Genomic DNA, 21,638 nt, shown 5'->3' on the forward strand with positions numbered 1-21,638 from the left:
AACTGGGAGTAAGAAATGCAGCGAACCAAAGCCCCCTTCCGCGCCGACGAGGTCGGCAGCCTTCTGCGTCCCGCCAAGATCAAGGAAGCCCGCGCCAGGCTGGAGAAGGGCGAGATCTCGGCCGACGATCTGCGCAAGATCGAGGACATGGAGATCGAGAAGGTCGTGCATAAGCAGGCCTCGCTCGGCCTGAAGCTCGCGACCGACGGCGAATTCCGCCGCTCCTGGTGGCATTTCGACTTCCTGGCCAAGCTCACCGGCTGCGAAATGTTCCACCCCGACACGGGCATTCAGTTCGCGGGCGTCGAGACGCGGCATGACGCGGTGCGGGTGATCGGCAAGCTCGATTTCCCCGATGACCACCCGATGCTGGATCACTTCCGCTTCCTGAAGAAGGTCGCCGACCAGGCCCACGTCACCGCCAAGATGACGATCCCTTCGCCGGCGGTGCTGCACTTCCGCGGTGGCCGCAAGGCGATCTCCAAGGACGTCTATCCCGATCTCGACGCCTTCTACGAAGACCTCGGCAAGACCTACCGCAAGGCCGTGAAGGCGTTCTACGATGCCGGCTGCCGCTATCTCCAATTCGACGACACCGTGTGGGCCTATCTCTGCTCGCCGGACGAATTGCAGAAAGCGCGCGAGCGCGGTGACAATCCGGAAGGCCTCCAGCAGATCTATGCGCGCATCATCAACTATGCGCTGGCCGAGAAGCCCGCCGACATGGTGGTGACGACGCACGTCTGCCGCGGCAATTTCCGTTCGACCTGGATTTCGTCAGGCGGCTACGAGCCGGTTGCCGAGACCATGCTCGCCGGCACCAATTACGACGGCTATTTCCTCGAATACGACAGCGACCGCGCCGGTGGCTTCGAGCCGCTGCGCTTCCTGCCCAAGGGCAACAAGGTCGTCGTGGTCGGCGTCATCACCTCGAAGTTCGGTGAGCTCGAGAACAAGGACGCCATCAAGCGCCGTCTCGAGGAAGCCGCCAAGTTCGCCCCGCTGGAGCAGCTCGCACTCTCCCCGCAGTGCGGTTTTGCGTCGACGGAGGAAGGCAACGTCCTCTCCGAAGAGGAGCAGTGGGCCAAGCTCAGCCTCGCCGTGGAGATCGCAAAGGAAGTGTGGGGCAATTGAGCTCTACACAGCCCGTCTCGTGAGTGACGGTTAACTGGTGCAACACCCTCGGTGTCGTCCCGGCGAAGGCCGGGACCCATACCCCCAGGGAGATGTTGTGACGCGAAGGCGGCAACTCCGAGTCTTCGCCAAACTACGTCCTGTGGTTATCGGTCCCGGCCTTCGCCGGGACGACACTGAGTATGAGCACGACGCTTCGCCTCACCGCAGCAGACACGCCCCCTCACTTCTCCGCCAGATAAACCTCGCCCAGTAGCGACGAGTTCGACCACGGCACCTGCTTGTTCTTCGTTGTCGACACCACCTCGGCCCGCACCCGCGTCAGCATCTGCTGCACTTCCAGGCCCGGCGTGCCGAGATGGCGGGAGAGCGCGGCGGAGAACGGCGAGTTGGCACCCTCGCCGTCGAGCGCGACCTGGCCCGGTGCAGTGGCGAAGGCGATCAGCGTGCCGGCCCCGAGCGTCGCGCCGGCTCCCAGGCTGGTCGGCGCCGCGAGGCCGGAGGCAGCTTCGATGGCGCGGTTGGTGCCGGCGGATGCGACCTGCTGTGCCATCGGATTATTGCGGCAGGCATCGAAAATCAAAATGTTGGTGCGGACCTGGTCGTCGAGGCCGGCCATGATCGTGTCCATGTCGATCATCGCCTCCGTCATCCTCGCGCCCGGCTTGAGTTCGACGTCGACGGGAATGAGATAGTTGCGGCCGTCGACCTGCACACCGTGGCCGGCATAGTAGACCACCACGACCTGTGCTCGCGCCGCCTCCCGCAAGAAGTCACGCGTCATCTTCTGCATCGCCGCACGGTCGAGATCGACGCCTTCTGACACGGTGAAGCCGATGTTGCGCAGGCTCTTCGCAACGGCGCGCGCGTCATTGGGGGGATTCGGCAGGGCCTTTACATGCGCATAGGCGCCATTGCCGATGATCAGCGCCATGCGCGTGCCGCGCGCAGCTGGAGCAGGCGAGGGGGGCGACGCGGCACCCGTCTGCTGGGGAGCCGGCGCCTGTGCCGGCTCCGTCGTCGGTGACGGCGCATCGCGCGGGATCGGCACGCTTGCGTCGGTGACCAGCGACAGCCGCACCTTTGCGGTGGCCTGATTGGCCTTGCTGCCGGCATCGGAAGCCGCGATCGCCAGCGACGCCTTGTAGTCGTCCCTCGCGTGCGCGTAGTCGCCTTTCACCTCATAGGCTAGCGCGCGATGGGTGTAGCCTGAGATCAGCACGCTGTTCGGCGGCGTCATGATATTGACTGGCGGCTTCTCTTTCGCGAGCCGGATCGCTTCGCTGCCGTCGGCAATCGCGCGATCGTAATCGCCTCTGACACGCCAGATCGCGGTCCGGTTGATCAGCGGCTGCGGCAGCGTCGGGTCGAGCCGGATCGCCTGGTTGATGTCGGCCAGCGCGCCGTCGAGATCGCCACGTGCCTCCTTCGCGATGCCGCGGTTCTGGTACGAGAATGCCGATTTGGGATCAGCTTTGATCGACATATCGTAATCGCTAATGGCCTTGGCGTAGTCGCCCTTGCCGCGCCAGGCATTGCCGCGATTGTGGAAGATGGTACCGCTCGGCGGGCCTAGCTTCAGCGCGTCGTCGAAATCGGCGATCGAAATCTCGTACTCGCCTCTGTCGTAGTAGGCCGATCCCCTGAGATTATAGGCCGCCTGGCTCGGCTGGAGCCGGATCGCTTCCGTGGCGTCGGTGATGACCTTTGGGTAATCGCCCTTCTTGTTCCAGCCTACCGCGCGCCAGAAGTAGACCGTCGCGAGCTGCTCGCCTTTGAACACCTTCAGCGCAATGATCTTGGTGCAAGCGTCGATCATCTGGTCGGCCGGCGTGGTGTCGGTGGTGCAGAGCGGCCCAAGCTGGTTGCGCGCCTGCGCAAAAGCGGATGCCGACCACAGGGTTGCGGCGAGCACGAAGAGCGCGACGAGCAGGCGACGCATTGGCAGTGGTCCCGTTGAGGAGAGGCGTCTGTTTGTTGCCCGGCAGCGCGTGGTGGTTCACGGCCTCGCTATTGTCCACACGGCAAACCAGGTGGATGTATCCCTATTCCCTCAGTGGGCAGATTTTGCTAGGAGGCATTACCCAACCCTTCTGCCCACTGCGTCCCACTTCATGAAGAATGACGAAATCCTGAGCCAAATCACCGAGTTCTGCCGTAAGGCGGACATGGCGGAGTCGACGTTCGGCCGGCGCGCGGTGAACGATGGGAAGCTCGTGCACCGCCTGCGCGAGGGCAAGCGCATCACGATCGACACCCTGGACCGGATCCAGGCCTACATGGCCGCATCAATGGCCGGCGGCGTGCCGCCCCCGCGCGGACTTCAGGTGCCCCTGGAAAAGCGCGATCCGCGCGGCAATTTCCGCTTTTTCGAGAATCGCCAGAAATACCTGCTGTTCGTCCACACTTGCAGCGAGAAGCGGGTGGTCGCCGAGCGCGTGGCGCTGGAGCTTGCCAGCATCCATCCCCGGCCGCCGGCGCTGCGCGTGTTCGATGCCGGCGTTGGCGACGGCACGGTGCTGGCGCGCGTGCTGCGCTCGATGCATCAGCGCTTTCCGCACATGCCGTTCTATGTCGCCGGCAAGGAGCTCAGTCTCGAGGACCTCCGCCTGACGCTGGACAAGGTTCCGGATCGCATTTTCGAGCATCCGGCCTCGGTGTTCGTTTTTACCAACATGCTCTACGCGGAGGCGCCCTGGCTCACGCCGGCATCGCCCGCGGCAGCCGCCGCGACCGTCTGGCACGAGGTTCCCTTGCGGGGTGCTTCCTCGGGCGAGTTCGAGACGCAAATTACGGAATTGAAGCCGTTCTTGGAGCAAAACTGGCGCGCGGCGGTCAGCCCGCGCACGGGGATGCCGCTCTATGAGCGGCCTGTCGTGCTGGTGCTCTACCGTGAAGACCAGCGGTTTCTGCTCGATTCGACCATTCCACGGCCGGGCCAGGCCGAAGCAAATTTCGACCTCGTTATTGCATCCCAGCCATACCGCGCGCTGTCTTCGGTTAATTTCAGGGCGAAACGGATCATTGCGCCCCTGGCGCGGGCCTTGCGGGCAGGCGGCCGCCTGATCGGAATTCACTCCCACGGCCAGGATCCGGGCATGGAGATGATCCAGGCGATCTGGCCTGGAGAAAATCCTTTCTCGGTGAGCCGTCATGAGCTATTGCGCGCGGTGAAGTACGAGCTCGGCTCGGTGGGCCGCGACTTAAATTTTAATGCTTATGCAGATAACCGCTCGATCTTCAGGTATGATATGGAAGCGCTGCCCAACGAGGTGACAGGCACTATCGGAACCTCGACGGCCTTTGCAGCCTGGAATGCGGCGGTGTATGTCGCTCAGATTGAGGACGACCGGTTGGCGGAAATGACTCAAAACGGCCGCACTCTGGATGCCGCCAGGGACGTGCTGCGAAAGTACAATGGGCTCTGGTTTCTCGACGAATCCTACGTCATCTCGCGCCGGCGTGATTGACATCATTCAAAGCTAAATATCACAACGCCCGCCAGCTAGCGGCGGAACAAGGGGTTACTGATGCGCGCGTCCTATCTCTTCACCAGCGAGTCCGTGTCCGAAGGCCATCCGGACAAGGTGTGCGACCGGATCTCCGACGAGATCGTCGATCTGTTCTACCGCGAAGGACCGAAAGCCGGCATCGATCCCTGGCAAATTCGCGCCGCCTGCGAAACGCTCGCGACCACCAACAAAGTCGTAATCGCCGGTGAGACCCGCGGTCCCGCATCCGTCACCAACGAGCAGATCGAAGGCGTCGTCCGCGACGCGATCAAGGACATCGGCTACGAGCAGGAAGGTTTCCACTGGCAAAAGGCCGATATCGAGATCCTGCTGCATCCGCAGTCCGCCGACATCGCGCAGGGCGTCGATGCGCTGCAGCCGGGCGAAGTCAAGGAAGAGGGCGCTGGCGACCAGGGCATCATGTTCGGCTACGCCACCAACGAGACGCCCGATCTGATGCCGGCGCCGATCTTCTACGCCCACAAGATCCTGCGCCTCATCTCCGAAGCGCGCCACTCGGGCCGCGAGAAGGTGCTGGGCCCGGACTCCAAGAGCCAGGTCACCGTGCAGTACGAGAACGGCAAACCGGTCGGCGTGCGCGAGATCGTGGTGTCGCACCAGCATCTGGTCGAGGACATCTCGTCCAAGCAGATTCGCGACATCGTCGAGCCCTATGTGCGCGAGGCGCTGCCGAAGGACTGGATCACGGCGAAGACGATCTGGCACATCAACCCGACCGGCAAGTTCTACATCGGCGGTCCCGACGGCGATTCCGGCCTGACCGGCCGCAAGATCATCGTCGACACCTACGGTGGTGCGGCCCCGCACGGCGGCGGCGCGTTCTCCGGCAAGGATCCGACCAAGGTCGACCGCTCCGCGGCTTACGCTGCCCGCTACGTCGCCAAGAACATCGTCGCGGCCGGTCTTGCGGATCGCTGCACGCTGCAGCTCGCCTACGCCATCGGTGTGGCGCGTCCGCTGTCGATCTACATCGACACCCACGGCACCGGTAAGGTGTCGGAGGATCAGCTCGAGAAGGCCGCCGCCAAGGCGATGGATCTCACCCCGCGTGGCATCCGCAGCCATCTCGATCTCAACCGCCCGATCTACGCGCGCACCTCCGCCTACGGCCATTTCGGCCGCACCCCCGACAACGAGGGCGGTTTCTCCTGGGAGAAGACCGATCTCGTCGAAGCGCTCAAGCGCGCGGTCTGATCGCCGACGTCATCCCGGGACGCCGCGACAGCGGCGAACCCGGAATTCTTCCATCGTATCGAGATTCCGGGCTCGCCTCTCCAGGGCGACCCGGAATGACCAATTCAACAACAGGACGCCCGCAATGAACGCGAAGCCCGGCTTCACCGATTACATCGTCAAGGACATTTCGCTCGCCGATTTCGGCCGCAAGGAGCTCTCGCTCGCCGAGACCGAGATGCCCGGCCTGATGGCCACCCGCGAGGAGTACGGCCCGAAGCAGCCGCTGAAGGGCGCGCGTATCGCGGGCTCGCTGCACATGACGATCCAGACCGGCGTGCTGATCGAGACGCTGGCAGCGCTCGGCGCCGACATCCGCTGGGTCTCCTGCAACATCTATTCGACGCAGGACCACGCCGCGGCGGCAATCGCAGCCGCCGGCATTCCGGTGTTCGCCGTCAAGGGTGAGAGCCTTACCGAGTACTGGGACTACACCGCCAAGCTGTTCGACTGGCACGGCGGCGGTCACCCGAACATGATCCTCGACGACGGCGGCGACGCCACCATGTACGTCCACCTCGGTCTGCGCGCCGAGAACGGCGACACCAAGTTTCTGGACAAGCCGGGTTCAGAGGAAGAGGAAGTCTTCTTCGCGCTTCTGAAGAAGCAGCTCAAGGAGAAGCCGAAGGGCTACTTCGCCGAGATCGCCAAGAGCATCAAGGGCGTTTCTGAAGAGACCACCACGGGCGTGCATCGTCTCTATGACATGCAGAAGGCCGGCACGCTGCTATGGCCGGCCATCAACGTCAACGACAGCGTCACCAAGTCGAAGTTCGACAACCTCTATGGCTGCCGTGAATCGCTGGTTGACGGCATCCGCCGCGGCACCGACGTGATGATGTCCGGCAAGATTGCGATGGTTGCGGGCTTCGGCGACGTCGGCAAGGGTTCGGCCGCCTCGCTGCGCCAGGCCGGCTGCCGCGTCATGGTCTCCGAAGTCGATCCGATCTGCGCGCTGCAGGCGGCGATGGAAGGCTATGAAGTCGTGACCATGGAAGACGCCGCGCCCCGCGCCGACATCTTCGTCACCGCGACGGGCAACAAGGACATCATCACAATCGAGCACATGCGCGCGATGAAGGATCGCGCCATCGTCTGCAACATCGGTCACTTCGACAACGAGATCCAGATCGCGGGTCTGCGTAACCTGAAGTGGACCAACATCAAGCCGCAGGTCGACGAGATCGAATTCCCCGACAAGCATCGCATCATCATGCTGTCGGAAGGCCGCCTCGTGAACCTCGGCAATGCGATGGGCCATCCGTCCTTCGTGATGTCGGCCTCCTTCACCAACCAGACGCTGGCGCAGATCGAGCTTTTCGCCAACAACAAGGACGGCAAGTACAAGAAGGAAGTCTACGTGCTGCCGAAGTCGCTCGACGAAAAGGTCGCGCGCCTGCACCTCGCCAAGATCGGCGTCAAGCTCACCGAGCTGCGCAAGGACCAGGCCGACTACATCGGCGTCAAGCAGGAAGGTCCTTACAAGTCGGACCATTACCGGTACTGATCCGCTGATCGTATCCATTATCGACGCAAAGCCCCGGAGCGATCCGGGGCTTTGTTGTCTTAAGCGCGACGCACCTGTTTCCTTCCCGGTTGTGTCAGGCCGATTGCCAGTTGACGAGCGACGATCCCGGTCAGACAATCCTCGGCTGCGGAGGAAACAATGGCTCAAGACCATTTCGACGTGCTGATCGTCGGTGCCGGCTTGTCCGGCGTCGGCGCGGGCTTCCACCTGCAGACGAAATGTCCAGGCAAGAGCTACGTCATCCTCGAGGGCCGCGACTGCATCGGCGGGACCTGGGACCTGTTTCGCTATCCCGGCGTCCGCTCCGACAGCGACATGTTCACGCTGGGCTATTCCTTCAAGCCCTGGACCGATCCGAAGGCGATCGCCGACGGTGCGCAAATCCTCAACTACGTTCGCGAAACCGCAGCCGAGAACGATATCGAGAAGCACATCCGCTTTCACCATCGTGTCGGGCGTGCGGCGTGGTCGACGAGTGAGGTGAGCTGGACCGTCGAGGCCGAGCGCAACACCGGCGAGGGCGCGACCGAAACAGTGCGCTTCACCTGCAATTTCCTGTTCATGTGCTCGGGCTATTACAAATACGAGGCGGGCTACACGCCGGAGTTCAAGGGTGCGGCGGATTTCGCCGGCCGCATCGTGCATCCGCAGAAATGGACCGACGACATTGACTGCGCCGGCAAGCGCGTCGTCGTGATCGGCTCGGGCGCGACCGCGGTGACGCTGGTGCCGGAGCTCGCCAAGACGGCCGCGCAGGTCACCATGCTCCAGCGCTCGCCGACCTATGTGGTGTCGCGCCCGGCGCAGGATCCCGTCGCCAACAAATTGCGGCGCAATCTGCCGACGCGGCTTGCCTATCACCTGATCCGCTGGCGCAACGTGATGTGGGGAATGTTCTTCTTCCAGCTCAGTCGGCGCCGCCCTGCGAAGGTGAAGGAGCTGGTTCTCAAGGGCGTGCAGATGGCGCTCGGCCCCGACTACGACGTCGCGACCCATTTCACGCCGCGCTACAATCCCTGGGACCAACGACTCTGCCTCGTGCCGGATGGCGATCTGTTCAAGGCGATCCGCGAGCAGCGCGCGTCCGTGGTCACCAAAGAGATCGACACGTTCACGCGCGACGGCATCCGGCTGAAGGACGGCAGCGAGCTTGCGGCGGACATCATCGTGACCGCGACGGGACTGGTGCTCCAGGTCGTCGGCGGGTTGGAGGTGATCGTCGACGGCCGCGCCGTCGATTTTGCCAACACGCTGACCTACAAGGGCATGATGTATGCGGACGTGCCTAACATGGCCTCCGCCTTCGGCTACACCAACGCATCATGGACGCTGAAATGCGATCTCACCTGCGAATATGTCTGCCGTCTCATCAACTACATGGACCGGCATAATTTCCGTCAGTGCATGCCGCACAATGACGACCCCACGATCACTGCGCAGCCATCGCTCGATTTCACCTCGGGCTATGTGCAGCGCTCGGTCGCAAAGATGCCGAAGCAAGGCTCGAAGCAGCCGTGGCGGCTCTACCAAAACTACGCGCTCGACATCGTCTCGTTGCGGTTCGGCCGGATCGATGACGGCGTGATGCGGTACTCCTGATCGCAACGATTTCGGCGTTCTATGCGTTGTGGGTGGTAAGCGGCAGCGCAAGATCAATCGCGAGTGCGAGCACCACGGCGCCGCCGCCCAGCGCAAACAGGCCGAGATAATCGCCGCCGGTCTGCGCGTAAATCCAGGAGAAGCCGTAGGCCGCGGCCGCCTGGAACAGCGCAAAGCTGGTCGTGGCATGGCTCCATGTCGTGCGCTGCTGCTCGGCAGAATGTGGGACCAGCTCATGGATGCGTCCGAGCACGAGCGGTACGATGCCGGGTGTGAAGCCACCGACCACCACGCTCGACACGATTAGCGAGAGAGGCGCGGTACTGACGGTCGGGAGCAGCACGGCGGCCGCCTCGATCAGGAAGGCGGCGCGCAGCGCGGGTCCAAACCCAGCGCGGTCGCCGAGATGACCGGTGATCAGCGGGCCAACGATTGCGCCAAGGCCATAGAGCACCCAATAGTGCGATCCCGCGGCGATACCCTGGCCGAGGCCGCGCGCGACAAAGTCGACGATGAAGACCATGTGCGGCACCAGCGCCACCGCGTTGAGGCCGTATTGGACGAGCAAGCCGCGAAGAACGGGCGAAGCGTGGTCGTGCTTCGCGCGATACGATGGCACGGTATCGGCTTTCACTTCAGCAGGCCAGTTCCACCAGCTCACCAGCGTGAGCGTGCCCGAGAGCACGCCAAGGCCATACCAACTCTGTTGCAAGCCTTGCTGTAGCAGCAGTGGCACCAGAGTGCCCGATGCGGCCACGCCGAGCCCAACGCCCGCAAAGATCACGCCGCCGACGATGCCGCGCCTCGCGGCCGAGGTATGCGGCAGAATGACGGAGGCCGCCAGCACCATGATGATTCCCCCGGTGAGCCCCGACAGGAAGCGCCATGCGAAGAACCAGGTGAACGACACCGGGGTTGAACTGGCAAAAAAGGACAGGGTGGCGAGCAACATCATCGCCCGCACGGCACGGGCGGCCCCGATGCGCGAGGCCACAGCCCGCGCCGCGAGCGCGCCGGCGAGATAGCCGGCCAGGTTAGCGGCACCGAGATAGACGACGTCTGACGCGCCGAACCATTTCGCGGCGATCAGGGCCGGGATCAACGGCGTGTACGAAAAGCGCGCGAGGCCAAGTCCGACCAGCGATGCCGACAATCCTGCCACCGCATATCGCCAGGTTTGCCGGGAAGCTGCTTGTGATGCCGCTCCCGGCCGCCGCTGCGGCCGGGTATCGTGCTTGGAATTTGCATTGAGTTCGGTCATCTCATTCTCCTGCGCGCGCGATGGCGCCCGGATCATCCTGTCCGGGCGGCGCGGCGCCGCCGGAATTCCGGCACAGGCAGGCCGCCCCAGCCCCAGTTCTCGAGGTCGACTTCCTCGATCACGACAAAGGTGGAATCGAGCGGCTTGCCGAGCACGTCGAGCAGGAGCTCGCTCGATCCCTTGATCAACGCCGCCTTCTCCTCCGCCGTGAGCGAGGCCGTTCCCGGCGTCGTTCCTTCGCGAGTCACTTGAATGGTGACAATGGGCATGTCGTCTCTCCTCTTGGGCTAATGGCCGGCGCTCTGGCCGCCGTCGACATGCAGGATCTCGCCGGTGACGAAGGAGGCACCCTCGAGATAGAGCACGGCGTCGACGATGTCGGACATCTCGCCCATATGGCCGACGGGATGCAGCGCATCGAGCTGGGCGTGCGTCGCGACGGGGTGCATCGGCGACTTGATAATGCCGGGCGACACCGCGTTCACGCGGATACCGCGCTTGGCATATTCGATCGCGAGCGACCTGGTCGCGGCGCTCAACCCGCCCTTGCTCAGCGAGGCCAGCACCGAGGGCACGTTCGAATTGGCTTGGTCAACCAGGGACGTCGTGATCTGGACGACATGGCCCGACCCCTGCTTCTCCATCTCGCCGATGGCGAGCTGCGTGACGTGGAAGAAGCCCGCGACGTTGGTGCCCATCACCGCCGCATAGTCCTCCGCCGTGTACTGCGTGAACGGCTTTGCGACGAAAATGCCGGCGTTGTTGACCAGCGTGTCGACGCGGCCGAAGCGGGCAACGGCTTGCGAGACCACGCGCTCCGCCGTGGCCCGCTCGGAAATGTCGCCGGGAACGGCGAGGACATCATCGTCGGCCGACGGCTTGATCGAGCGTGCCGTTGCGACGACACGATAGTTGCGATCGCGAAAACCCTGGACTAACGCGGCGCCGATGCCCTGCGAAGCACCGGTGATGATGGCAACCTTCTGTTCGATACCCATGATGGGCTCCTGTTGTTGGCTTTCAGAACCTGCGCCAGCAGTGGCTGGCTTGGCGGATGAAATACGCCGCAGCGGGCCGGCTGCGAATATGCGCTGTCCGGCAGACACTCTTTCGCGGCGCGAACGAATGCCGGGCCGGCGCCGGCGATGGTTGCTGCAGCGGGAGCGAACGCCTAGCTTGCAGTCGGACCTCGATGGGCTTGGTGGGAGACGTATGGATCGTCTGGATGCGATGAAGGTGTTTGTCCTTGCGGTGGGCGAGGGCAGCCTCGCGGCTGCGGGCCGCAAGCTCGGCCGTTCGCCGGCGGCTGTGAGCCGCGCCATTGCGTTCCTGGAGCAGCGGGTCGGTGCCGAGCTGCTGCACCGGACCACACGTTCGATCAAGCTGAGCGAGGAGGGCGAGCGCTATGTCGCGGTCTGTCGCCGCGTGCTCACCGAACTGGAGGAGGCCGACGACATCGCGGCCGGGCCGCGCACGGCACCCCGCGGCCTGCTTACGATCACCGCCCCGGTGGTGTCGGGCGAGATGGTGCTGCGGCCGATCCTCGATGCGTTTCTCGACGCCTATCCGACCGTGTCGGCAAAACTCCTGCTGTTCGATCGCGCCGTCAATCTGATCGAGGAGGGGGTCGACGTCGCGCTCCGCATCGGCCATCTCGCGGATTCGGCGATGGTCGCGATGCGGGTCGGCGAGATCAGCCGCCTCGTGGTGGCATCATCACGCTATCTGAAGCAGCATCCACGTATCACCGAGCCCGGCGATCTCGCCAAGCACCAGATCGTCGCGATGGCCCACCTTCCCAATTCCTGGACGTTTGCGCCGCTGGCCGGCTCGTCGGCTGCCCGCACCGTGCAATTCAGCCCCCGCCTCGTCGTCAACAGCACCTATGCGGCGGTGGCCTCGGCCGTCGCCGGCCGCGGTGTGGCGCGAATGTATTCGTACCAGGTGGCCGAGCAGGTCGCGCGCGGCGAGCTCGAGATCGTGCTCGCCGGCGACGAGGATCCCGAGATGCCTGCGCATTTGATCTGTCCGCAGGGCCGGCTCTCGGTGCCGAAGGTGCGGACCTTTACGGACTTTGCAGTGCCGCGGCTGAAGAAGCAGTTCGCACAGCTCAAGAACAGCATCACTGCGCGGTGAGCCGCCGCACCCCGGGCAATGCGTTGTTTTGCGTATACGGCCGCTCAGGTGAATCGGCCATGCTGCCCGAACGGTTAACGCCGGATTAACCGCGGAGTCCTAGCCTGTCTCGGCCGGGGTTACTTGCAAGGCCGAGGTGAGCCCAATGGAAGCCCAGAGAATCGCGGTCGACGCCGTCGTCGCGTTGACCGATTGCGACCGCGACGCCGTCATCGCGTTCATCCGCCGCCTGTATCTCGCCGGCGTCACCGACCCAAAGCGCCTGACCTTCAAAGGTCTCCAGGCCCTGTCACGGGCGTGACCCGGGGCGCCAATCTATTACTGGTTAGTCGGATCGCTGATCCGGATTGACGTGACGCGGTCCGCCTGCACTTCGAATGAGAAGGGCCATGAGTGATAGGCCCAGAGCTGGGTCTTCTCCAGCCCGCTCGGCCCGACATGGAACGGGCCGCCGAACTGCGCCATCAGTTTCTCGGTGCTGTCGCCGAGATTGATGTAGTTGAAGCTGTAGCCGGGGGCCGGTGCCGGCCCGCTGACCTGAAGCGCGATCAGGCGGTTCGCTTTCACGGTTGCGGCGAGATAGGGAAACTGATCGGCCTTGCCGAGGAAGTACATATAATCCTGGCGTTGTTCGCCGGCGGCAGCTTGCGGTGCGGTTCGCCGAGCGCCACGCTCAGATTTTCGCTGACGGCGCTGATCCTCGGCCTCATCGTGCTGTCGGCGTTGCGGTGATCACGTTTGCATGGGGTGGCGAAGCAGACCGCCAGCATTCTTCTAATGACGGTGCTTGTGTCCTTCGGGCCGTTGGTAACCTCGCAGCTCCGCGTATCGCTGCATTTGCCTCTGATCGAGCAGGGCGGTTGTCGACAGATGATATTTGAGGTGGCTTTCGCGGAGCAGTGCCTGGTTTTCCGAAATGGCAAGGAGGGCCGCCTTGAGTGACTCCGATGTCACGACGCGGGTGAAGAAGAGCCGGTCCAGCTCCGTTTCCTGCTCGAGCAGCTTGTTACCCAGCGGGACCGCCTCCTGCTTCATGGCATCGAAGAGGCGCTGAACCTGGATGCGCTGGCCCGCGGTCAAATCAAGCCGATCACCTAGCTCAAGAACATGACTCGGACCGGGATATCCATTGAGCTCGGCAGCAAGCGCCAGGCCCATGCCACGTCCGGCTCGAAGATCGTCGATCTGCTGGTGCGACAGCGCCTTGATAGGGCGATGCTCAAGGCCAGCATAAGGCTGACTGGACTGCGCGCTGGCAACGTCGCACGAGACGATAAGCGTGGCTGCAAGCAGGAGAAGGCGTCTCATGAGTCTGGCTCCATGAAATCGGCCCGGTTCGTCGATCGATCTCCACCGGTGCTCTCCGCGTATCTTGCTGGACGGTTCGCCCCATGGCAACAAGATTGCCGCGATTGAATTTCCGAAGATGGAGCAGGCGATGGCCTCCTTGCCGACCGCGAATACCGAGATCACGCTATACTTTCGCCACTGGCTGGAAACCTTCGCGGGCTATGTCCGCGAGGTCGACTATGCTTCGGCGCGGCCGCTCTTCCATCCGGATGTGCTGGCCTTCGGCACCCACAACGACGTTATCCCCGGCCTCGACCAATGGGTCACCACGCAATGGGACAACGTCTGGCCGAAGACGGCCGACTTTCGTTTCGTCATCGACCAGGCCTCGATGCTGGCATCGTCCGATGGCACGATGGCGACCGTGATCGTGCCGTGGACGAGCACAGGCTATCATCCCGACGGCAGCGCGTTTCCGCGCCCGGGCCGGGCCACGATGGTGTTTTCAAGACATCGTGATGATTGGCTGTGCGTGCATTCCCACATGTCGCTCAATCGCGGTGTGCCGCAGGCAAGCCACGCCAATCGGCCGGTGAAGGCCCGGTAGATAGGCATCGTCCGCCATGGAAATGCAAAAGGCCCCGGATATGCCCGGGGCCTTCTTATTTGGAGCCGCCGTGAGCCTTACTCCGGCTGGCCGATCGAGACCTTCAGCGTACCGACGCCGTCGACGCCGCATTCGAGCTTGTCGCCGGGCTGGAGCTGCGACACGCCGGCCGGCGTGCCCGTCATGATGATGTCGCCGGCGGCGAGCTTCACCTGCTGCGAGAGCTGCCAGATGATCTCAGGCACGTTCCAGATCAACTCGGTGAGGTCGCCCTTCTGGGCTTCCTTGCCGTTGACCGTGAGCCAGATCTTGCCCTTGGCGGGGTGGCCGATCTTCGCTGCCGGCTGCACCGCGGAGCAAGGCGCCGAATAGTCGAACGACTTGCCGATCTCCCACGGACGCTCTTTTTTGCGCGAGGCGATCTGGAGGTCGCGGCGGGTGAGGTCGATGCCGACGGCATAGCCGTAGACATGGTCGAGCGCCTTGTCGGCGGGAATGTTGAGGCCGCCGCTCTTCATCGCGACGATCAGCTCGACCTCGTGGTGCAGATCCTTGGTCAGCGGCGGATAGGGAATGGTGGCGCCGTCGGGCACCAGCATGTCGGCATGCTTGGCGAAGAAGAACGGCGGGGCGCGCTCGTCATTGCCCATCTCGCGGATGTGTTCGAGATAGTTACGGCCGACGCACCAGATGCGGCGCACGGGATAACGGCCGCTTTCCCCAACGACGGGAAGCGAAGCCTGGGTCGGAAGCGGGATGACGTAGGAGGCGGCGTTCATGGTGCGATCTCGCTGCTCTTGAGGTGAAAGGAACTCTATGCGGTTGCGCTGATCGGCGCCAGAGCGCCGGCGTCGTGATGTTGCAGGCGGAAGAACGAGGCGTAGCGCCCGCCGCGGCGAAGCAACTCGTCATGCCGGCCCTGCTCGACGATCTCTCCGCCCTCGACCACCAGGATCGCATCGGCGTGCATGATGGTGTGCAGGCGGTGCGCGATCACGATGGTGGTGCGGTTCTGGCAGAGATGCTCGATCGCCTCCTGCACCTGCCGTTCGGATTCGGAATCGAGCGCGGCGGTGGCTTCGTCGAGCAGGATGATCGGCGCGTTCTTGATCAGCGCGCGCGCGACCGCGATGCGTTGGCGCTGGCCGCCGGACAGCTGCGTGCCGTGCTCGCCGACGGGCGTGTCGTAGCCGAGCGGGAAGCCCATGATGAAATCATGCGCGCAGGCTGCTCTCGCTGCATCGATGATCTGGTCTTCGGTTGCGCCCGGCTTGCCGAAGGCGATGTTGCTGCGGATGGTGTCGCGGAACAGATAGACGTCCTGGCCGACATAGGCGGTCTGGGCCCGCAGCGATTTTCGTGAGACCGCGCCGATCGACTGGCCGTCGATCACGATGTCGCCTTGCGTCACCTCGTAGAAGCGCAGCAGCAACCCCAGTACCGTCGATTTGCCGCCGCCGGAGGGGCCGACCAATGCTGTGACCTTGCCGGGCTCGGCAACAAAACTCATGCGGTTGAGGACGGTCTCACTGTTGCGATAGGAGAAGCTGACGTCACGCAGCTCGATGCGTGCAGTCGACAGTTTCAGCGCCGGCTTGTCGTCGTCGGAATGCTCGCTTGCGGGGCTGTCAACGACTTCGAGCAGCATGCGGGCGCCGACGAGCTGGCTGTTGAGGTCGATGTTGAGCCGCGCCAGCCGCTTGGCCGGCTCGGTCGCCATCAGGAAGGCGGTCATGAAGGAAAAGAACGCGCCGGGCGTGGCGTTGAGGGCGACCACGCTATAGCCGCCATAGAGCAGGCAGCCGGCGACCGCGAAGCCGCCGAGCATCTCCATCAGGGGATTGGATCGGTTGGCGACGCGGGCCATCTTGTTGGCGTTGCGCTCGACGATCGCGATGTTCTCGTCGATGCGGCTCTGCATGGTGTCTTCGAGCGTGAACGCCTTCACCGTGCGGATGCCCTGCAGCGATTCCTGCATCGTCTCGAGAATGTCGGCGGTGCCGGTGAACTGGTTGTAGGCGAGGCCCTTGATGCGCTTGACCAGCTTGCGCAGCACCAGCATCGCCGGCGGCACGGCGACGAGGCCGATGAACGACATCACCGGATCCTGCCACACCATCACGCCGATCATGGCGAGCAGCATCATGAGGTCGCGCCCGACCGCATTGACCAGCATGTTGAGGACATCGGTGATGGACTTTGCGCCGGCCGTCAGCCGCGCCAGAAATTCCGACGAATGCCGCTCGGAGAAGAAGCCGACGCTCTCGCGCATCAGCTTGGCGAACAGCTGGCGCTGGTTGGTGGCGAGGATGGCGTTGGAGATCTTGGTCAGGATCACCATGTGGCCGTAAGTCGCCACGCCCTTGATGAAGAGCAGGATCACCGTGATGCCCGAGAACATCGCGATACCCGGGATGTTCTTGTCGACATAGGCCTGGTTGATGACCTGGCCGAGCACGTAGGTCGCGCCCGCGGTCGATCCGGCGGCAAGCGCCATCAGCGCGAAGGCGACGAGATAGCGCCGCCAGTAGATGATCCCCTGTTCCGTGACCAGGCGGCGAATCAGCACCGCTGCCGCATAGGGATCGTCAGTGATTTTCTTTGGAAACTGAGCCATCCGCAGTCCATTGACGGCACAGGAATAAGCCTGCCCGCGCGTCAGGGATCGAACGGCCTCTGTGCCCGCTAAGCCAGCGCTTTTCAAGCCCAATTAAGGGCTTGCGCCCGGATGGAATCTAGGCCGAGGCGGCGTGGCGGAGCTCGCCGTGACGCTCGCGGAACAGCTTGTCCTCCCAGGCCAGCGCATGGGCTGCAATGATCTCGAGGTCGTCGTATTGCGGCTTCCAGTCGAGCAGGCCGCGGATGCGGCTGGTGTCGGCGACCATGGTCATGATGTCGCCCGGCCGGCGCGGGGCGTATTGCACGGCGAAGCTGCGGCCCGAGACGCGGCGTACGGCGTCGATGGTCTCCAGCACGGAGTAGCCGCGGCCATAGCCGCAATTGAGCGTCGTCGAGGCGCCGCCGTTGCGCAAATAGGCGAGCGCCGAGCGATGCGCCTGCGACAGGTCCGTGACATGGATGAAGTCGCGGATGCAGCTGCCGTCCGGGGTCGGATAGTCGGTGCCGAACACGTCGATCTTGGCACGCTGGCCGGTCGCGGCTTCCACCGCGATCTTGAGCAAATGCGTGGCGCCGGCGGTGGCAAGGCCGATGCGGGCCTGCGGATCGGCACCCGCAACGTTGAAATAGCGCAGGGTCACGTATTGCATGCCGTAGGCGGCAGCGACGTCGTGCAGCATGATCTCGGTCATCAGCTTCGACGAACCGTAGGGCGACAATGGCCGTGTCGGCGCATGCTCGGGCACCGGCACCTGGTCCGGATCGCCGTAGACCGCCGCGGTCGAGGAGAAGATGAAGCGGTCGATGCCGCGCTTGACTGCGACATTGAGCAGGTTGCGCGCGGTCGTGAAATTATTGCGGTAATAGCCGAGTGGATCGCGCATCGAATCCGGCACGACCACCGAGCCAGCGAAATGGATGATGCTCTCGATGTTGTGCTGGGCGATCACGCCTTCGAGCAGGTTCTCGTCGCCGGCATCGCCAATGAACAGCGGCACGCCTTCGGGCAGATAGGCCGAGAAGCCGGTGGAGAGATCGTCGATCACGACGACGTCCTCGCCAGCTTCCGCCAGCGCCAGAACCGTGTGGCTTCCGATATAGCCGGCACCGCCGGTGACAAGCACAGTCATGATCTCACCCGTCTTCGATCAACGCTCCAAGCTAACGTTTACGTGGTGAAGAGTGGGTATCGGCGCGGCTGAACTGGTCACTATGCTTAATGTTGCGTATAGGACTTTCGAAACGGAGCGTGGCGTGGCGAATTCCCCAAGCGATCTCGAAGTGATCGTGCCAAATCTGCACAGGCGCTATTCCGGGGTCACCGCGACCAACCGGATGGTGGCGCCGCGGCTGGCAAAGCTGTTTCGCGCCGCGTGGTTCGGCTCCGACGCGCCGGAGGGGATCGCGCGCCTGAACGGTGCCGATCTCTTGAGATTGTGGCGCCGCAAGGCGCCGGTGATCTGGCACGCGCGCCGCAACAACGAGATGATCGCGGGCGTGCTGTTGCGCGCGCTCGGCTGGCGGCTCAAGCTCGTCTTCACCTCGGCGGCACAGCGCCATCATAGCTGGATCACGCGCTGGCTGATCCGGCGCATGGACGCGATCATCGCGACATCAGATCTTTCGGCCTCGTTCCTGAAAGTGAAGGCGACGGTGATTCCGCACGGCGTCGACACCGCCGTCTATGCGCCGCCGGCAGATCGCACTGCCGCCTTTGCCGAAGCCGCGCTGCCGGGCCGCTACGCGATCGGCTGCTTCGGCCGGGTGCGCGCGCAGAAGGGCACCGATGTGTTCGTCGATGCGATGTGCCGCTTACTGCCGCGCTATCCGGATTTCACCGCAATCATCGTCGGTCAGGTCACGCCCGAGCAAACTGTTTTCGCAAACGAGCTGAAGAAGCGGATCGAGGCCGCCGGTCTGCAATCGCGCATCGTCATCACCGGCGAGCTGCCGATCGAACACGTGCAGCGCTGGTATCAGCGGCTGACGATCTACGCCTTCACCTCGCGCAACGAAGGCTTTGGCTTGACGTTGATCGAGGCGATGGCGGCCGGCAGCGCGCTGGTCGCCGCGCGCGCCGGTGCGGCCGAACTCGTGGTCGAGGATGGCGTGACCGGGGTGCTGATCCCGACCGGTGATGCGGATGCACTGGCTGCAGCGATCGAACCGCTGATGCGCGATGTGGCCACTGCGATCGCTATGGGCGAGCGCGGGCGGGCACGGGTGCTCGAACGATTCAGCCTCGATGCCGAGGCGGCGCGGATCGGCGAAGTGTATCGGCCGCTGCTTTGAGCCACTGCCGTCGCATTCCCAACACAAAACCGCGAAAACAACCCCATGCACAGTAGCCGGGACCAACGAAATCAATGGCTTGGCCGGCGGGTCATTGTTCTGCTGATTTTACGAAGTCGGTTTGACTCGTCGGGCAAAACACCGGTATGATGTCATTATCGGCGTAGCCTCGACGGCCTTCAGGTCATGGCTCGCAAGCCGGCCTCACCAAGCACCCGCTGCGCAATCTCGACCACCTCGCTCGCCGCGATATCTCGCATGCAGCGATGATCGTTCATCTTGCAGATCGTGCTCTGGCAGGGCTGGCAGGAGAGCACGCTCTTGTCCTGGACCACGGTCGCGGCGAGGCCGTTGAGGGGGGCCCAGAGGTAGGGGCTGGTCGGCCCGAAGATGCCCATGGTCGGCGTGGCCAGGGCGGCTGCGATGTGCATCAGGCCGGAATCGTTGGAGATCGCGACGCCGGCCGCAGCCATGGCCAGCACGCCGTTGCGCAGATCATTGCCGGTGAGGTCCCGGACCCCAGCGCCGCCGGCCGCGACGATCTCCTGGGCCAGGCCCTTTTCCCCGGGGCCGCCGACCACCCAGACCTCAAGGCCGCGCTCGGCGAGCAAGCGGGCGGCCTCGGGATAGTAGGTCCAGCGTTTTGACACCCCGACCGAGCCGGGGGCGAGCGCTACGGCAGCGCCCGCGCTCAGGCCGTTGGCCTGCCGCCAGCGGACGATGTCCTCGGCCGGGACCCGCAATTGCGGCACCGGCCATTCCGGTGGCAGCGGGGCGCCATCGGGCTGGGCGAGGGCGGCGTTCTTGTCGATGAAGCGGGGCAGCTTCTTTTCGCCCCAGCGCCAACGATTGAGCAGGCCGAACCGGAACTCGCCGACGAAGCCGACCCTTTCCGGAATCCCGGCCAAAGCGGGCGCAATGGCGGCCTTCCAGGTCCGGGGTAGCACCAGGGCGGTGCCGTAGTTCCGCTCACGCAGGAGCTTCGCCAGGCCGAGCTGGCGGCCCACGGCAAGCCGGCCGCGCGGCAGGTCCCAGACGATCGCATCGCGCACGCCGGGCATGTAATCGACCAGGGGCGCGCACAGGGACGTCGTGAGCAGATCGACCGGCCGGTTCGGCCAGCGCTCGTTCAGGACCCGCACGACGGTGTGATTCCGGACGAAATCGCCGATCCACATGTAAGGGACGATCAGGATCGGGCGCGTGTCGCCCCGATCTGCCTCGCCACTAAGTTGCGAATCTTGGTTCATTCGTTAATAAGGTCGAGGTGCGCTGATGTGACGGTTCGGTTAGCCGCTCCGGGCCGGTAGGTAAAGCCGGCTGAGCGGCAATCCCAAAACCGCTTACACTTTGGCGGATCATGCGCTAGGGCAGAACCGGGCCGCAAAACTTCGGGCAGGCGGAATCTGGCAGGGAAGTTGGAATGTTGCTGGTGACCGGCGGGGCCGGTTTTATCGGATCGAATGTCGTCGCCGCGCTGAACGAGGCCGGCCGCAGCGACATCGTCGTCTGCGATTTCCTTGGCAACGAGGGCAAATGGCGCAACCTCGCCAAGCGGCAGCTTGTGGATATCGTCCCACCAGCTGAGCTGTTGGACTGGCTGAAGGGCCGCAAGCTCGACTCCGTGATCCATCTCGGGGCGATTTCCGCGACCACCGCGACCGACGGCGACCTGGTGTTCGAGACCAACTTCCGCCTGTCGATGCGTCTCCTGGACTGGTGCACGGCAAATGCCGTGCCGCTGATCTACGCCTCCTCGGCGGCGACCTATGGCGACGGCGAGGCAGGATTTGACGACGACAGCTCAGTCCCTGCGCTGAAGAAACTGCGGCCGATGAATCTCTACGGCTGGAGTAAGCACCTGTTCGATCTCGCCGTCGCCGAGCGCGCAGCGAACGGCGAGAAGCTGCCGCCGCAATGGGCCGGGCTGAAATTCTTCAACGTGTTCGGCCCCAACGAATACCACAAGGGCTCGATGATGAGCGTGCTGGCGCGCCGTTTCGACGACGTCAAAGCGGGCCGTGTCGTGCAATTGTTCAAGTCGCATCGCGAGGGCATCGCCGACGGCGACCAGCGCCGCGATTTCATCTATGTCGACGACGTCGTGCGCGTGATCATGTGGCTGCTGGCGACGCGCTCGGTGTCCGGCATCTTCAATGTCGGCACCGGCAAGGCACGCAGCTTCAAGGATCTGATGCTGGCGGCTTATGCCGCGCTCGGCGCCAGCCCCAACATCGAATACATCGACATGCCCGAGCAGATCCGCGGCAGCTACCAGTACTTCACCCAGAGCGAGTTCGATCGCCTCCACCGCGCCGGGTATAATGGCGGTTTCACGACGCTCGAGGACGCGGTGAAGGCCTATGTCGGGGATTATCTCGACCGGCCCGACCGCTTCCGCTGAGG

Annotated in this window: 20 protein-coding genes; 10 read left to right on the forward strand and 10 right to left on the reverse strand. The window is 63.9% G+C overall.

What is annotated here, in order from left to right:
• Positions 1-15: 15 nt before the first annotated feature.
• The gene (locus ABIB66_RS10665) at positions 16-1,134 is read left to right on the forward strand and encodes a cobalamin-independent methionine synthase II family protein (RefSeq protein WP_354254810.1); all 1,119 of its coding nucleotides are present in this window, start codon (positions 16-18) and stop codon (positions 1,132-1,134) included.
• A 223-nt stretch (positions 1,135-1,357) separates the two neighbouring features.
• Here ABIB66_RS10665 and ABIB66_RS10670 read toward each other — a convergent pair whose 3' ends face one another.
• Entirely contained in the window at positions 1,358-3,076 is a 1,719-nt protein-coding gene (locus tag ABIB66_RS10670; protein ID WP_354057975.1) for a caspase family protein, read from the reverse strand.
• Positions 3,077-3,248: 172 nt separating this feature from the next.
• On the opposite strand from ABIB66_RS10670, the gene ABIB66_RS10675 reads away from it, so the two are divergent.
• The 4 genes from ABIB66_RS10675 to ABIB66_RS10690 all read left to right on the forward strand — a co-directional run bounded on the left by ABIB66_RS10675 (position 3,249) and on the right by ABIB66_RS10690 (position 9,027).
• Complete coding sequence (locus tag ABIB66_RS10675; RefSeq protein ID WP_354254869.1) at positions 3,249-4,604, forward strand: hypothetical protein; 1,356 nt, start codon at positions 3,249-3,251, stop codon at positions 4,602-4,604.
• Between the two features lie 60 nt (positions 4,605-4,664).
• Entirely contained in the window at positions 4,665-5,861 is a 1,197-nt protein-coding gene (gene metK, locus ABIB66_RS10680) for a methionine adenosyltransferase (protein ID WP_354057977.1), read from the forward strand.
• A 124-nt stretch (positions 5,862-5,985) separates the two neighbouring features.
• Positions 5,986-7,407, forward strand: coding sequence for an adenosylhomocysteinase (ahcY, locus tag ABIB66_RS10685; RefSeq protein WP_275169919.1), 1,422 nt, complete (start codon positions 5,986-5,988; stop codon positions 7,405-7,407).
• A 159-nt stretch (positions 7,408-7,566) separates the two neighbouring features.
• Positions 7,567-9,027: a flavin-containing monooxygenase gene (locus tag ABIB66_RS10690; protein WP_354254811.1), complete on the forward strand. Its 1,461-nt coding sequence runs from the start codon at positions 7,567-7,569 to the stop codon at positions 9,025-9,027.
• Positions 9,028-9,046: 19 nt separating this feature from the next.
• Here ABIB66_RS10690 and ABIB66_RS10695 read toward each other — a convergent pair whose 3' ends face one another.
• From ABIB66_RS10695 to ABIB66_RS10705, 3 genes are read right to left on the reverse strand one after another with little or no spacing between them, the layout of a single operon-like run.
• The gene (locus ABIB66_RS10695; protein ID WP_354254812.1) at positions 9,047-10,288 is read right to left on the reverse strand and encodes a YbfB/YjiJ family MFS transporter; all 1,242 of its coding nucleotides are present in this window, start codon (positions 10,286-10,288) and stop codon (positions 9,047-9,049) included.
• Positions 10,289-10,320: 32 nt separating this feature from the next.
• A complete protein-coding gene (locus ABIB66_RS10700) occupies positions 10,321-10,557 on the reverse strand; it encodes a tautomerase family protein (RefSeq protein ID WP_106946322.1) in 237 nt (78 codons plus the stop codon).
• An 18-nt stretch (positions 10,558-10,575) separates the two neighbouring features.
• A complete protein-coding gene (locus ABIB66_RS10705; RefSeq protein ID WP_354254813.1) occupies positions 10,576-11,286 on the reverse strand; it encodes an SDR family NAD(P)-dependent oxidoreductase in 711 nt (236 codons plus the stop codon).
• A gap of 214 nt (positions 11,287-11,500) precedes the next feature.
• Here ABIB66_RS10705 and ABIB66_RS10710 point away from each other — a divergent pair, with 214 nt between their 5' ends.
• Together ABIB66_RS10710 and ABIB66_RS10715 are read left to right on the forward strand one after the other, a co-directional pair.
• Positions 11,501-12,424 (forward strand): LysR family transcriptional regulator, encoded by a 924-nt coding sequence (locus ABIB66_RS10710; protein WP_354254814.1) that lies wholly within the window; start codon positions 11,501-11,503, stop codon positions 12,422-12,424.
• Positions 12,425-12,569: 145 nt separating this feature from the next.
• Positions 12,570-12,725: a hypothetical protein gene (locus tag ABIB66_RS10715; RefSeq protein WP_007612486.1), complete on the forward strand. Its 156-nt coding sequence runs from the start codon at positions 12,570-12,572 to the stop codon at positions 12,723-12,725.
• A gap of 17 nt (positions 12,726-12,742) precedes the next feature.
• Here the strand turns inward: ABIB66_RS10715 and ABIB66_RS10720 are convergent, their stop codons facing one another.
• Both ABIB66_RS10720 and ABIB66_RS10725 read right to left on the reverse strand, forming a co-directional pair.
• Positions 12,743-13,039: a hypothetical protein gene (locus ABIB66_RS10720; RefSeq protein ID WP_354254815.1), complete on the reverse strand. Its 297-nt coding sequence runs from the start codon at positions 13,037-13,039 to the stop codon at positions 12,743-12,745.
• 159 nt (positions 13,040-13,198) lie between these two features.
• Positions 13,199-13,732 (reverse strand): periplasmic heavy metal sensor, encoded by a 534-nt coding sequence (locus tag ABIB66_RS10725; RefSeq protein WP_354254816.1) that lies wholly within the window; start codon positions 13,730-13,732, stop codon positions 13,199-13,201.
• Positions 13,733-13,862: 130 nt separating this feature from the next.
• Between ABIB66_RS10725 and ABIB66_RS10730 the strand changes: the two genes are divergently transcribed.
• The gene (locus ABIB66_RS10730) at positions 13,863-14,321 is read left to right on the forward strand and encodes a YybH family protein (protein ID WP_354254817.1); all 459 of its coding nucleotides are present in this window, start codon (positions 13,863-13,865) and stop codon (positions 14,319-14,321) included.
• A gap of 77 nt (positions 14,322-14,398) precedes the next feature.
• On the opposite strand, the gene ABIB66_RS10735 is transcribed toward ABIB66_RS10730, so the two are convergent.
• The 3 genes from ABIB66_RS10735 to galE form a co-directional block, all read right to left on the reverse strand.
• On the reverse strand, positions 14,399-15,100 hold the full coding sequence (locus ABIB66_RS10735; RefSeq protein ID WP_354254818.1) for a fumarylacetoacetate hydrolase family protein: 702 nt from the start codon (positions 15,098-15,100) through the stop codon (positions 14,399-14,401).
• A gap of 35 nt (positions 15,101-15,135) precedes the next feature.
• Positions 15,136-16,938, reverse strand: a complete 1,803-nt coding sequence (locus ABIB66_RS10740) for an ABC transporter ATP-binding protein (RefSeq protein WP_354254819.1) — start codon at positions 16,936-16,938, stop codon at positions 15,136-15,138.
• Positions 16,939-17,056: 118 nt separating this feature from the next.
• On the reverse strand, positions 17,057-18,070 hold the full coding sequence (galE, locus tag ABIB66_RS10745; RefSeq protein WP_354254820.1) for a UDP-glucose 4-epimerase GalE: 1,014 nt from the start codon (positions 18,068-18,070) through the stop codon (positions 17,057-17,059).
• Positions 18,071-18,194: 124 nt separating this feature from the next.
• Between galE and ABIB66_RS10750 the strand changes: the two genes are divergently transcribed.
• Positions 18,195-19,232, forward strand: a complete 1,038-nt coding sequence (locus tag ABIB66_RS10750; RefSeq protein WP_354254821.1) for a glycosyltransferase family 4 protein — start codon at positions 18,195-18,197, stop codon at positions 19,230-19,232.
• Between the two features lie 179 nt (positions 19,233-19,411).
• Here the strand turns inward: ABIB66_RS10750 and waaF are convergent, their stop codons facing one another.
• Complete coding sequence (gene waaF / locus ABIB66_RS10755) at positions 19,412-20,482, reverse strand: lipopolysaccharide heptosyltransferase II (RefSeq protein WP_354254822.1); 1,071 nt, start codon at positions 20,480-20,482, stop codon at positions 19,412-19,414.
• A 173-nt stretch (positions 20,483-20,655) separates the two neighbouring features.
• Here waaF and rfaD point away from each other — a divergent pair, with 173 nt between their 5' ends.
• Positions 20,656-21,636 carry an ADP-glyceromanno-heptose 6-epimerase gene (rfaD, locus tag ABIB66_RS10760; protein WP_354254823.1) on the forward strand — a complete coding sequence of 327 codons (981 nt, stop codon included), beginning with the start codon at positions 20,656-20,658 and terminating at the stop codon, positions 21,634-21,636.
• The last annotated feature ends 2 nt before the right edge of the window (positions 21,637-21,638 follow it).

It is taken from the genome of Bradyrhizobium sp. F1.13.3 (assembly GCF_040548265.1).
Classification (GTDB): Bacteria; Pseudomonadota; Alphaproteobacteria; order Rhizobiales; family Xanthobacteraceae; genus Bradyrhizobium.

What these genes read in the sequence shown, in the direction of transcription:
- ABIB66_RS10730 (WP_354254817.1), top strand. Translation starts at nt 13,863, where the DNA reads ATGGCCTCCTTGCCGACCGCGAATACCGAGATCACGCTATACTTTCGC.
- ABIB66_RS10665 (WP_354254810.1), top strand. Translation starts at nt 16, where the DNA reads ATGCAGCGAACCAAAGCCCCCTTCCGCGCCGACGAGGTCGGCAGCCTT.
- ABIB66_RS10695 (WP_354254812.1), bottom strand. Translation starts at nt 10,288, where the DNA reads ATGACCGAACTCAATGCAAATTCCAAGCACGATACCCGGCCGCAGCGG.
- metK (WP_354057977.1), top strand. Translation starts at nt 4,665, where the DNA reads ATGCGCGCGTCCTATCTCTTCACCAGCGAGTCCGTGTCCGAAGGCCAT.
- ABIB66_RS10725 (WP_354254816.1), bottom strand. Translation starts at nt 13,732, where the DNA reads ATGAGACGCCTTCTCCTGCTTGCAGCCACGCTTATCGTCTCGTGCGAC.
- ABIB66_RS10715 (WP_007612486.1), top strand. Translation starts at nt 12,570, where the DNA reads ATGGAAGCCCAGAGAATCGCGGTCGACGCCGTCGTCGCGTTGACCGAT.
- ahcY (WP_275169919.1), top strand. Translation starts at nt 5,986, where the DNA reads ATGAACGCGAAGCCCGGCTTCACCGATTACATCGTCAAGGACATTTCG.
- ABIB66_RS10735 (WP_354254818.1), bottom strand. Translation starts at nt 15,100, where the DNA reads ATGAACGCCGCCTCCTACGTCATCCCGCTTCCGACCCAGGCTTCGCTT.
- ABIB66_RS10710 (WP_354254814.1), top strand. Translation starts at nt 11,501, where the DNA reads ATGGATCGTCTGGATGCGATGAAGGTGTTTGTCCTTGCGGTGGGCGAG.
- ABIB66_RS10705 (WP_354254813.1), bottom strand. Translation starts at nt 11,286, where the DNA reads ATGGGTATCGAACAGAAGGTTGCCATCATCACCGGTGCTTCGCAGGGC.
- ABIB66_RS10720 (WP_354254815.1), bottom strand. Translation starts at nt 13,039, where the DNA reads ATGTACTTCCTCGGCAAGGCCGATCAGTTTCCCTATCTCGCCGCAACC.
- galE (WP_354254820.1), bottom strand. Translation starts at nt 18,070, where the DNA reads ATGACTGTGCTTGTCACCGGCGGTGCCGGCTATATCGGAAGCCACACG.
- ABIB66_RS10675 (WP_354254869.1), top strand. Translation starts at nt 3,249, where the DNA reads ATGAAGAATGACGAAATCCTGAGCCAAATCACCGAGTTCTGCCGTAAG.
- ABIB66_RS10670 (WP_354057975.1), bottom strand. Translation starts at nt 3,076, where the DNA reads ATGCGTCGCCTGCTCGTCGCGCTCTTCGTGCTCGCCGCAACCCTGTGG.
- ABIB66_RS10690 (WP_354254811.1), top strand. Translation starts at nt 7,567, where the DNA reads ATGGCTCAAGACCATTTCGACGTGCTGATCGTCGGTGCCGGCTTGTCC.
- ABIB66_RS10740 (WP_354254819.1), bottom strand. Translation starts at nt 16,938, where the DNA reads ATGGCTCAGTTTCCAAAGAAAATCACTGACGATCCCTATGCGGCAGCG.
- waaF (WP_354254822.1), bottom strand. Translation starts at nt 20,482, where the DNA reads ATGAACCAAGATTCGCAACTTAGTGGCGAGGCAGATCGGGGCGACACG.
- rfaD (WP_354254823.1), top strand. Translation starts at nt 20,656, where the DNA reads ATGTTGCTGGTGACCGGCGGGGCCGGTTTTATCGGATCGAATGTCGTC.
- ABIB66_RS10700 (WP_106946322.1), bottom strand. Translation starts at nt 10,557, where the DNA reads ATGCCCATTGTCACCATTCAAGTGACTCGCGAAGGAACGACGCCGGGA.